This is a genomic window from Chryseotalea sp., from assembly GCF_057350905.1.
In genome coordinates this window covers 109,548-119,876 of record NZ_JBMRCF010000021.1, presented here as the reverse complement: position 1 = coordinate 119,876, position 10,329 = coordinate 109,548, and the positions used below count along the sequence as shown (strand labels likewise).

General features: G+C 40.1%; 9 protein-coding genes. 8 read left to right on the top strand and 1 reads right to left on the bottom strand.

Going from position 1 to position 10,329, the window contains the following annotated elements:
* The first annotated feature begins 223 nt into the window (after positions 1-223).
* Both ACO1XM_RS19820 and ACO1XM_RS19815 read left to right on the top strand, forming a co-directional pair.
* A complete protein-coding gene (locus ACO1XM_RS19820) occupies positions 224-970 on the top strand; it encodes a hypothetical protein (RefSeq protein WP_486232269.1) in 747 nt (248 codons plus the stop codon).
* A gap of 289 nt (positions 971-1,259) precedes the next feature.
* Entirely contained in the window at positions 1,260-1,730 is a 471-nt protein-coding gene (locus ACO1XM_RS19815; RefSeq protein ID WP_486232267.1) for a hypothetical protein, read from the top strand.
* A gap of 306 nt (positions 1,731-2,036) precedes the next feature.
* Here ACO1XM_RS19815 and ACO1XM_RS19810 read toward each other — a convergent pair whose 3' ends face one another.
* On the bottom strand, positions 2,037-4,184 hold the full coding sequence (locus ACO1XM_RS19810; protein ID WP_486232265.1) for a M48 family metallopeptidase: 2,148 nt from the start codon (positions 4,182-4,184) through the stop codon (positions 2,037-2,039).
* A 494-nt stretch (positions 4,185-4,678) separates the two neighbouring features.
* Here ACO1XM_RS19810 and ACO1XM_RS19805 point away from each other — a divergent pair, with 494 nt between their 5' ends.
* The 6 genes from ACO1XM_RS19805 to ACO1XM_RS19780 all read left to right on the top strand — a co-directional run bounded on the left by ACO1XM_RS19805 (position 4,679) and on the right by ACO1XM_RS19780 (position 9,896).
* Complete coding sequence (locus ACO1XM_RS19805) at positions 4,679-6,097, top strand: RtcB family protein (RefSeq protein WP_486232263.1); 1,419 nt, start codon at positions 4,679-4,681, stop codon at positions 6,095-6,097.
* 65 nt (positions 6,098-6,162) lie between these two features.
* Complete coding sequence (locus ACO1XM_RS19800; protein ID WP_486232261.1) at positions 6,163-6,666, top strand: hypothetical protein; 504 nt, start codon at positions 6,163-6,165, stop codon at positions 6,664-6,666.
* Positions 6,667-6,741: 75 nt separating this feature from the next.
* Entirely contained in the window at positions 6,742-7,236 is a 495-nt protein-coding gene (locus ACO1XM_RS19795) for a hypothetical protein (protein WP_486232259.1), read from the top strand.
* Between the two features lie 620 nt (positions 7,237-7,856).
* Positions 7,857-8,378 carry a hypothetical protein gene (locus ACO1XM_RS19790; RefSeq protein WP_486232257.1) on the top strand — a complete coding sequence of 174 codons (522 nt, stop codon included), beginning with the start codon at positions 7,857-7,859 and terminating at the stop codon, positions 8,376-8,378.
* A complete protein-coding gene (locus tag ACO1XM_RS19785) occupies positions 8,375-9,061 on the top strand; it encodes a nucleotidyl transferase AbiEii/AbiGii toxin family protein (protein ID WP_486232255.1) in 687 nt (228 codons plus the stop codon). Before ACO1XM_RS19790 ends, ACO1XM_RS19785 begins: the two co-directional genes overlap by 4 nt.
* A 307-nt stretch (positions 9,062-9,368) precedes the next feature.
* Entirely contained in the window at positions 9,369-9,896 is a 528-nt protein-coding gene (locus ACO1XM_RS19780; RefSeq protein WP_486232253.1) for an endonuclease domain-containing protein, read from the top strand.
* Positions 9,897-10,329: the final 433 nt, after the last annotated feature.

The following is a 10,329-nucleotide window of genomic DNA, read 5'->3' as shown; positions in this document are numbered from 1 at the left end:
TTTGAGCATGCTGGTGAGTAAAGCCCATCTGATCAGCAAATCAAACAAAATGGGCATTAAAAAATATGAGCATCCCCTACGATTGGGGTTACTGATTTAGCTTTCCTTAACCTGACGGCTATGGTTGCAAACGAGGACGAGCAGTGGACTGACTTGGACACAAGACAAAACTCTTAAACAGATGCCTTAAACTTCCTTATTATAATATTTTTTTTTAAAAAATATGGCTAAAATTCACAAACATCGAACCATTCGGCCTTCATCAAGAGACGCAGCTTCAACTTATAAAATTGATACCGAAAAAGTAAAGGTGAGTGACACTCTTGTGGTTGATATTGATCACGAAACGTTAGATTTCTACCAGCGCTTTTGGTTTGATGGGGAAGTCTTATCAGGTAAAAAAAGCATTCATTTTAAAGTTGACGAGAGGAATAGTGAACTAAATATAAATTGGCAGAACATTACGCCACGACTCATTCCTAAGCCTACCGTAATTGAACTAAAACCAGAATGGTTTGAAATGGGCTACTATGTTTATGTAGTGGCAATGAATTACAACGATGAGAATTACTTTTATGTCGGGATGACTGGCGATCGTAAATATGAAACTGCACGTTCACCATTTTACAGAATGAGCGGCCATTTCAGCATGGCAAAAGGGTCTACTCAAAACCAGATAATTAAGGCTCTAAGCAAGTATTGGCCAGATAAGGATATTCAGAAACTTCTGTTAAGCATGAAGATATCTTATTATGCCTATAAAATGATTGATTTTGAAAAGGACTCAATTACGAAACATGCACAAAAGCGAAAGTTTGCGGAGAAAGTCGAAAGTTGCTTAATAAAAATTCTGAGAAAAGAATTTGGATTAGACCATGTAGTTAATAAACACCAAAGTTCCAGATCTTATGAAGATGTTGTTAATGTAGGGAATCAAATTTTGAAGGATTTGAAGAAGAGAGTAAAATGAACAAATGGCATAGTAATTTTAATTAAGCGATAGTTCTTCCACTATTCACTCGTGTTATTGCGCTTGGACTCTACACGTGGTTTACCAAAAGGCACTCACATTAGCCATGTCATCATACAAGTTTTTCTCAGCAGCGTAAACGTAATTGTATAGCACATCGTTTCTGGTAATCTAACACAAGCGCTACGTGCAACACCAACAACCGCTTAGCATGCACTACTGTCACATCATTATGTGGTTTTCCGCCTATATTATTTTGATGAGATTTAATGAGTATAATTACGGCAGAATGCAAACATCTAAAATTGGAAACATTTCATTACTGTGTTTAACTGGAGGCGTGTTTATGCAACTGGGAGGTCAACTATTCGCTATAGTAGTAGTGGTTGGAACCTTAGTGAAATCACCGCCCGAAAGTCTTGCCATGCTCAACGGGCCATATGGGTATGATAGTTCAGTATTTTGGAATTTTATTCCCAATGTAAATTTTCTCTTGTTCATATTGGCGACTTTATTCAATTGGAAGAACAAACACCGAAATTGGATTCTTGCCGCCTTTGCCTTTTATTTTATTTCTGGACTTTGTTCCATTTTTATTTCCGGACCTCTTTTTACACAATTAACGAGCGGAGCAGTAGGTGAGGGAATTAACGCGTTGGCTACTCAATGGTATGTTACAGATTGGTTGATCTGCTTGCTCGGTTTAATCCCAGGTTTAATCCTAACTATCCGGCTATATAGCGTTATGAGTTCAAAATAATTATTTTAACTGGTGCAAGCATAACCTATTGCTATTCCGAAACTAGAATAAGACTATGGTTCCAACGCTTACCCCGTTGATCTTGTGCACAGTCTATGCCGCACGCTTACCAATGCGCACATAACACGGCATTTCATCCTGCAAGTTTTTTTATTGGCTATGGCCTAAGACTCAATGCATAGTTCATCCTTGTTGGTGATCTAACGCAAGCGCCACGCGCAACACCAACAAGGGCTTAGCACTAGTTTAAACTTAACTAGTTTGTGTGATTATTACTGTTGTTCTTTTTGTTGTACAGCGGTTTGACTATACCGTGGCTTCCAGTAAAACCTTTTCTGATACAAAGTTTAACTGGAGGATAGCAAGTGCTTTCACAGCCTGAAAGTGCTGCTTTTGCAACAAACCTAAAACCTCGAACATCCTTGAGGTAAGTTTATCAAGACCCTCGGGGCTGAAGAAAGCCGATTGAATGTAATTAACTGAACCGGATACAAATTTTTCGAAGTCTTCTTTTTCTGAAATTTCATCTAAAGCACGGTTATCAGAAAAGCTGATGACAAGATTTTTGAAATCTTGTTCAAGGTGCTTTAATACACTATTGAATTCAAGAACTTTATTCTCTGTCCATTCTTTTTGATTATTAAGCTTATGGTGGTGGCCTTGCAATTTCTCAACTAAATCCTGGTATGGTTTAAGTATGTTTTGTTGACGATAGATGTTTTGGTAGGCTTGCTCTATCTCAGTACCACGTCCTTGTTTCTGCGCGAGAACATAAAAATATTGAAAAACCTGCTCTTCAAGCTTGACTACTTTGAGGCTATCACTTTCAATTTCCTTTTCAAGTGAATCGATCAACCGCGGAATATCTGCTTTAGTGCATTTTGTAAAATCGAATTCAAACACATCATCCTTTTGTATGCTCAGTCCCAGATTATTAAGAAGAACTAAATCTGATTGATTGGTGTGATGACGCATTAAAAATTCCTGCGTGTTACTACTAAACAATTCCTCAAAGGTCAGGTCTGTAATTTGTTGCCTGGCTTCATGCAGATCAAACTCTTTGATCAAGCGATTATCATAAAAACTTTTGTAAACCTTGGGTAAGGTGTTTTCTTGTTGACTATTCTCTAGATCAGCAATGAATGATGCTTGATCAAAGGTTTCCATTTGCTCAGGATTCAGTTGCCCCACTGTGTACAAATGGGTAGTCATTTGCTTCCTCAATTTTTCAGTGTCCGTGAATAGTACCCAGGCAGATGTTTCGACTAAATCAACAGGTAATTGAACTGCATTGATGTTCCTCTCCCGATCTTCACGCGATGGGTGTGAAGCCCACTGGTCTTTTACGTTTAATCTTGACTTTACGATATGTTGGTCTAGATCCTGATCAGAAATTGTCATTGTATGGTCAACTTTGTTCAGCTTGTACAGTTTTGCAAGAAATTGAGTGCAAAGGGTGTGCAATGCGTAAAGATCTACTGCCTTCTTTTTTTGTGCCGCTATCTCGTTTAGCTTAGATAAGGTAAACTGATACGATGAATCGGTGAATTCTATTTTCCGAAGTGTTTGAACCATAGGTACTGTACCCGATACACTACATGCTACCAGGTCTGCATGATACTCCATCTCCCTGGAAAGGGCCATGTAGCGGATATTCAATTGCTGATAAACTGAAACAAGAAGTTGACGCACCTGATTAACTATCCAATAGGTAATACCTGCAAAAAATCCGAATATACCACCCGCATTGGCCCAACCTTCTAATAAATTATCCCAACTGTCGCGGTGATTCACCAAGTTATAAATGACTCTATTCATTGTATATACATAACTTCCCAATTTCATGCTGCGTTGGGAAAAGTGACCAAACTCATGTGCAAGCACAGCTTTGAATTCACTTAATGTAAGAGAGTTTACAAGGCCTAAGCCAATACGCAAGTTTTTACGAACAGGGAAGAACATACTCCAGAAACCAGAGTTATAGAGTACTGCCGCATTTACATCGGGTACCAGGAAGATTCGCTTTGGGAAATCAGTTTTTACTTCATCTGTGAGTTTACGAATGAAGGCAAACAATTGTGGATGATCCTTTTCTTTTATTTCTATCTGCAAAGGGTCATTGTCAGATGTTTTAGCAAAGATAAATTTAATAAGAAACAAGAAGACCATTATACCCAGTGCGGCAATACCCAATCCTGCAGCAATAGTAAGCCACATGGGTTTTAAGACTATCATTCCGAAGCCAATAAAACAACAAGCTGCTAGTAATGCTGCGCTTCCTATGATCATCAAAATGTATAGGATAACAAAACCAGTAATGCCTTTTATCATGGCATATACGTTGTCTTTAAAAGAAGCAGAAGGTTGAAGCAGTGAATCATCCTTTAGTTCAGGGCTTGGCGGATATTGAAAAGTCATAGGTATATTTTCAAGCTGCAAAATAGTCTCTGTCATCGGGTCTCACAACTTCTATTTTTTTCATGGAATTCTTTCACCATCAAAAGAAGTTTCAATAGATTATATATCCATCACGGTGGATAAGTTCTAACACCATCTCTTATGCGAGTTTATTGGAAAGATTTCAGCAGACAGATAAAAAATATTTTTTTTCAAAGCACCTCTTTGAAATCAGAAATGAATAGTTATATCTTTGCACCATGCTAAGACAAACACACATATCTTATCGCCCAATCGGAGAGAAAAATTTCGATAGTGGCACCATGTCCGGCTTTTTCAGTTGATTCAATAATCTTGAACCATAAAGAAAAACCCGGACTACGTTCGGGTTTTTTGTTTTCTGCCGAAACCTTAGTGTAGGCAGATTATCAGCGCTTCCAGCTGATTTTATTCTCTCGAACAAATGATAAAAAAATACGCCTTATCGGTGGTGGAAGAAGTGTGTCTATGCATATAACTTATTGAAATGCTAAGACAATTAAAATGAAAGAATGATGAAACGTAAAATGTTAAGCGGAAAAGACTTGATGAAGCTGGGCTATCCGGAAGGACGCGCCATTGGCATCGCCATCAACACCGTGCTAAAATATTATAAGCGTGCAGAGAAAGAAGAAATCTTCAGCTTGCTCAAGGCAGTACTGCTGAATCCAAAGGAATTTATTCACGATTCTATCTGGAACAAAGTAGCTGTAGAACTTGTGCCAACCGAAAAGAAATCGTTGTGGCACCAACTGCGAAAGAGTCGCATCGACTACAGAATTTTTGGCGCTTCAGAAATTGAAGAGGGTGCCAGAAACCAGATGGAGATTGCGATGAAATTACCCGTGACGGTGGCAGGAGCATTAATGCCAGATGCACACCAGGGTTATGGTTTGCCAATAGGTGGTGTGTTGGCTGTGCAGAACGCAGTGATTCCTTATGGTGTAGGGGTTGACATTGGCTGCCGCATGTGTTTAACAGCGTATCCATTGGATGAAAAATTTCTGGAACGTTATCGCAACAACCTGAAGCGTATGTTGATCGAGAACACTTGCTTCGGCCGTGAAACTTTCAAGCGACCTAAAGATGATGAAGTGGTGGAGAGTAAACTCTTTAAGGAAATTCAGATGCTGAAAGGTTTGCAGGGAAGAGCCGCGATGCAAATCGGTTCTTCAGGAAGTGGTAATCACTTTGTGGAGTTTGGCTTGATTGAATTGCCGGAAGGCAATGAATGGAAGCTGGCCGGTGGCAAATACTTGTCTGTGTTATCGCACTCGGGTTCGCGTGGTTTGGGAGCAGAGATTGCTCGTCACTATACACGCGTGGCCAAGCAAGTATGCCATTTGCAAGGAGAAGCAGCCAGTCTTGCCTGGCTTGACTTAGCTACAGAAGCAGGTCAGGAGTATTGGTTGGCCATGAATTTGGCGGGTGAATATGCTTCGGCAAATCATCATCACATTCATGCACGCTTGTCGAGTGCCTTGGGTGAACGTCCGCTCTTCCGTGTGGAGAACCATCACAACTTTGCCTGGAAGGAGAAGATGACTGACGGAACAGAAGTGATTGTACATCGCAAGGGAGCAACACCTGCAGGTGAAGGCATGTTAGGAATTATTCCAGGCTCTATGACTGCGCCCGGATATATCGTGCGCGGAAAAGGAAATGCTTCCTCACTGAATTCTGCCTCACATGGTGCAGGGCGCACCTTGTCGCGAAGTGCGGCCAAGCAAAGTATCACCAACAAAATGGTGAAACAGGAATTGGAAAAGCATGGTGTTGAATTAATCGGTGGTGGATTGGATGAAGCGCCCATGGCCTATAAAGACATCCGGAAGGTGATGCACTACCAGGATGAGTTAGTAGACGTGCTTGGAGAATTTACTCCGAAGATTGTAAGAATGTGTGGCGATGATTCGTCAGCAGAAGATTAGTTCAAGGTAAGCTTCTCTTGTTTGAAGGTGCCTTGAACGAAGGAACTTTTAAACAGAGAAGTATTATGAGAATAGATTGGATGGAAACATACTTGAAAGAAGCAGAACAACTCATCTACGATAACCGTGTGAATGATGGTATTGCCTTGATGAAAGACTTGCTGTACGATGAACCGGGTAGCGGCTATCTCCACAACCAATTGGGGTGGGCCTACTTGTACTATACAGAAGATGTATCTCAGGCAGAGCTCCACTTGAAAATGGCGATTCAGTTTGAAGGAGAGTATCCAGCCCCTTACATCCACATGGGTAATTTGATGCTTCGGGCAAATCGTTATACGGATGCAATCAAATACTTGAAGCAAGGATTGCAGAAGCCTAATGCGAACAAAGTTGTATTCATGGAATTAATGGGGCAGGCTTTGGAATTAAGTGGTGAGTACGGTCAGGCGATTAAGGCCTACCGGGAAGCGATGATGGCCTCTTTGAATGAACATGAAGTAAACAACATCATGAAGCATACAGCGCGATGCCGAAAGAAAAGATGGGCCAGCTTTTGGAGTATGTAAAGGGATCGTCATTCGATAAATGTCGGATGACGATTTTCTAAAAATTGATTAGTAAATGTATTAGAATTAGAACACATGGAAACAAATAAAATTCAGTGGATTGATGAATACCTGAATTACACCATGGAAGTTGTTGCGATGGAAGGTCATGAGCGTGCCTTTAAACTCCTTGACAAAATTTTGTATGAGGAGCCCGGGTATAGTAAACTGCATCATACGCTGGGCATCCTGTACTATAAGTATGGGGATGACCTACAGAAGGCGGAGCAACATTTCCGATGGGCGATTCAATTCAATCCCGACTTTGCTGAATCCTATTCCTATCTGGTTGAAGTATTGAAACAAGAGGAAAGACACGATGAAACGATCGAACTGTGTAAGCGTGGCTTACAAGTAACGAGGGCTAATAAAACATTTTTGTTTGAAAGCCTGGGGAATGCCTGGGAGTTGAAGAACAACTACCGAAAGGCGATTAAGTCGTATCGAAAAGCCTTGAATCACTCAGCGGAATTATGGAACTGCAAAGTATTGGAATCGAGCATTAAAAGATGCAAAAGAAAACAGAAGTAATGATCAGGCGAGGTGTATCGGCTCACGCTTATACCGTGTTGAAACCGTAATTGGTTACATGTTGGTTCAAGTCCAACCACCTCGACTATAACAACTGAAACAAGAATGAGATAGCAGAGATAAATCATCCATTGCCAGTGATGGTCTTGTGCTCAGACTATACACTAGGCTCACCAACTTACGCACCCACATACGACATTTGATCATGCAAGTTTTTCGGTGGCAGGTGAGTAAGCATCTACGTATAGCTCATCGTTGTTTCTGATCTAACACAAGCACTTCGCGCAACACCAACAACGGCTTAGAAATCTAAATTCTGAGAATAAATTTTTTCTCATCAGTCGGTTTCTTATTGGATACACTGTCCCCCTCCCTTGGAGGGGTTTTTATTCAAGCCAACACCAAAAATTTAAATAATTACGCCAACTTTACTTTGCCTCATTTGAACTTGACGGAATTTCCGGACAGTTCATTGTCTAATGGAATTTATGGCGTTTGCACCGCTGGCGCTTATGCTTTCCGAGCATCAATTATCGTGTATCGCGATATGCGATTTTTTAATATAAATTGTTGATAATTAATTAATAAATATATATTATTGCGTATCGCGATATGCAATAATGACTAGAAAAAGCGCTATACCAGCCCTAAGGCCTCAGGATGTAGTAATACTCTTGAAATTAATAGTAGAGGAGGGCAAACCATGGACTCAGATGTCCATTGCCAAAGCATTATTAATGAGTCAGTCGGAGGTTAGCGAATCATTGGCCAGATCTGGATATGCCCGTCTTTTATATGAGAAAGGAAAAAAAGTGGCGCGCCAACCCCTTCTTGATCTGTTACAATATGGTATTGCCCTGATATTTCCACAACAACCAGGCAGCGTAGTAAGAGGCATACCGACTGCACATAGTGCAGCTCCACTCAATGGTTTAATCAATAGCGATGAAAATTATGTGTGGCCATATGCTAAAGGCAGTGTAAGAGGGCATGCCATACAACCTTTATACAATTCTATGCTTCCGGTAATAGAAAAGGATAGTGAGTTGTATGAATTGCTTGCCCTGGTTGACGCTTTGCGCGTAGGAAAAGTGAGAGAGAAAAAACTTGCCATTGACTTACTCAAAAAGAGAATCGGTTGAAAAATCAGATTATCAATAGGAGAGCAACTATTAAAATCGCCAAGGCATTAGGTGAGTTAAATGATGAAGTGGTTTTTGTAGGTGGCGCTATGGTGAGCATGTATATTAACGACTTGGCCGCTGAGGATATTCGCCCAACCAAAGATCTGGATCTCACATTTCAAATAAGCACAGCAGGTAAGCTGGAGGAACTTAGAGAAAGATTAAGCAAAAAAGGTTTTAGTCAAACCCATAACGACAGTGTGATATGTCGTTTTCATTTTGACGATCTGATGATAGATGTAATGTCTACGCAAGCTGTGGGATGGGCGCCCAGCAACCGTTGGTTTATGCCGGGTTTCACTCAGGCATATCCTTTCAATCTTGATGATATTACCATCAGACTCATGCCCTTGCCCTATTTTCTTGCTTCAAAAATGGAAGCCTTCTTTGATAGAGGCATAAATGATTTATATGGCAGCCATGATTTAGAGGATATACTCTATCTTTTTAATTATACTACTGATTTAGCTGAACAAGTAATTGTGGCTGATAGTGAGGTTTTCAATTATTTGAAAGCATGTGTGCAAAGAATAATGAACGATAAAAAAATTGCGGCTGCTATTCCTGCTCATCTGTTTTACGAAACAGCTGATGAACGTCTGGAAATTATTCACCAGCAAATGAAAAGGATTGCAGAATGAATTTAGGCAAACATATTCGGTAGAAATTTAAATTCTGGGAATAATTTTTTCTCATCAGTCGGTATCTTATTGGATACACTGTCCCCCTCCTTTGGAGTGGGTAGGGGGAGGTACTTCTCCGTACATCACTCAAATGCTCACAACCAGCACCATTACTTCAATCATTGAGCAAAGTTTGCACAGTATCGAAGTATGGAGATTGAACTTTTATCAGTATAAATTATATTCTATAATTAGTACATTGTTCCACGACAGTTAATGGCCTCACTGTCTCCTCTAATGATAATACATGCAGAGGAAAAATTGTATGGAAGCAAACAAGAAAAATTTCTACGCTTACAATGCTAAGCTGCAGCCCTTTGCCAATAAGTTGCGCAAAAGCATGACTAAGGCTGAGGCTTACTTATGGAAGTATGCCTTGCGTGCTGGTAAATGCGAAGGGTATGGCTTTAGAAGGCAAAGACCAGTGCTGAATTTTATTGCTGACTTCATGTGCAAAGAATTAATGTTGGTGATAGAAGTGGATGGTATTACGCATACATGGGAAGAAACTATTAAAAAGGATAGGATAAAAGATGAAAGGTTGCAAGCTGCCGAATTTCGTGTACTTCGGTTTACGGATGATGATGTGCTAAAGAGAATTAATTGGGTAATAGAATCCATTGTTTTGGCGATTAAAGAAATTGAAAGAAATGCAAAGGAACCTATTAAGAAACGAGGTGAGCGGAAACCAAAACGAAAATCACCACCCCCTACCCCCGCCTCGCTGGCGGGGGACAGTGCTTCGGATAAAATAGTCAGTAGAGGAGAAATTAGTTTTAAGAATAACACATAACCTGGTTTAATTTTAAAGTGTGAGGCTGTTATCTGTTAGTAGCTTCTCTATGGGGTTTCTTTTCAGAGTTGCTGAAAACAATCATCACATTAACAAAACACCCCTTTCTCCACATCGCTGTCGGGGGACAGTGCTTCGAATAAAATAGTCAGTAGAGGAAAAATTAGTTTTAAGAATAACACATAACCTGGTTTAATTTTAAAGGGTGAGGCTATTATCGTTAGTAGCTTCTCTATGGGGTTTTCTTTTCAGTGTTGCTGAAAACAATTATCACATTAAAAAAACACCCCCTTCTCCACCTCGCTGGCGGGGGACAGTGCTTCGAATAAAATAGTCAGTAGAGGAAAAATTAGTTTTAAGAATAACACATAACCTGGTTTAATTTTAAAGTGTGAGGCTATTATCGTTAGTAGCTTCTCTATGAGGTTTTCTT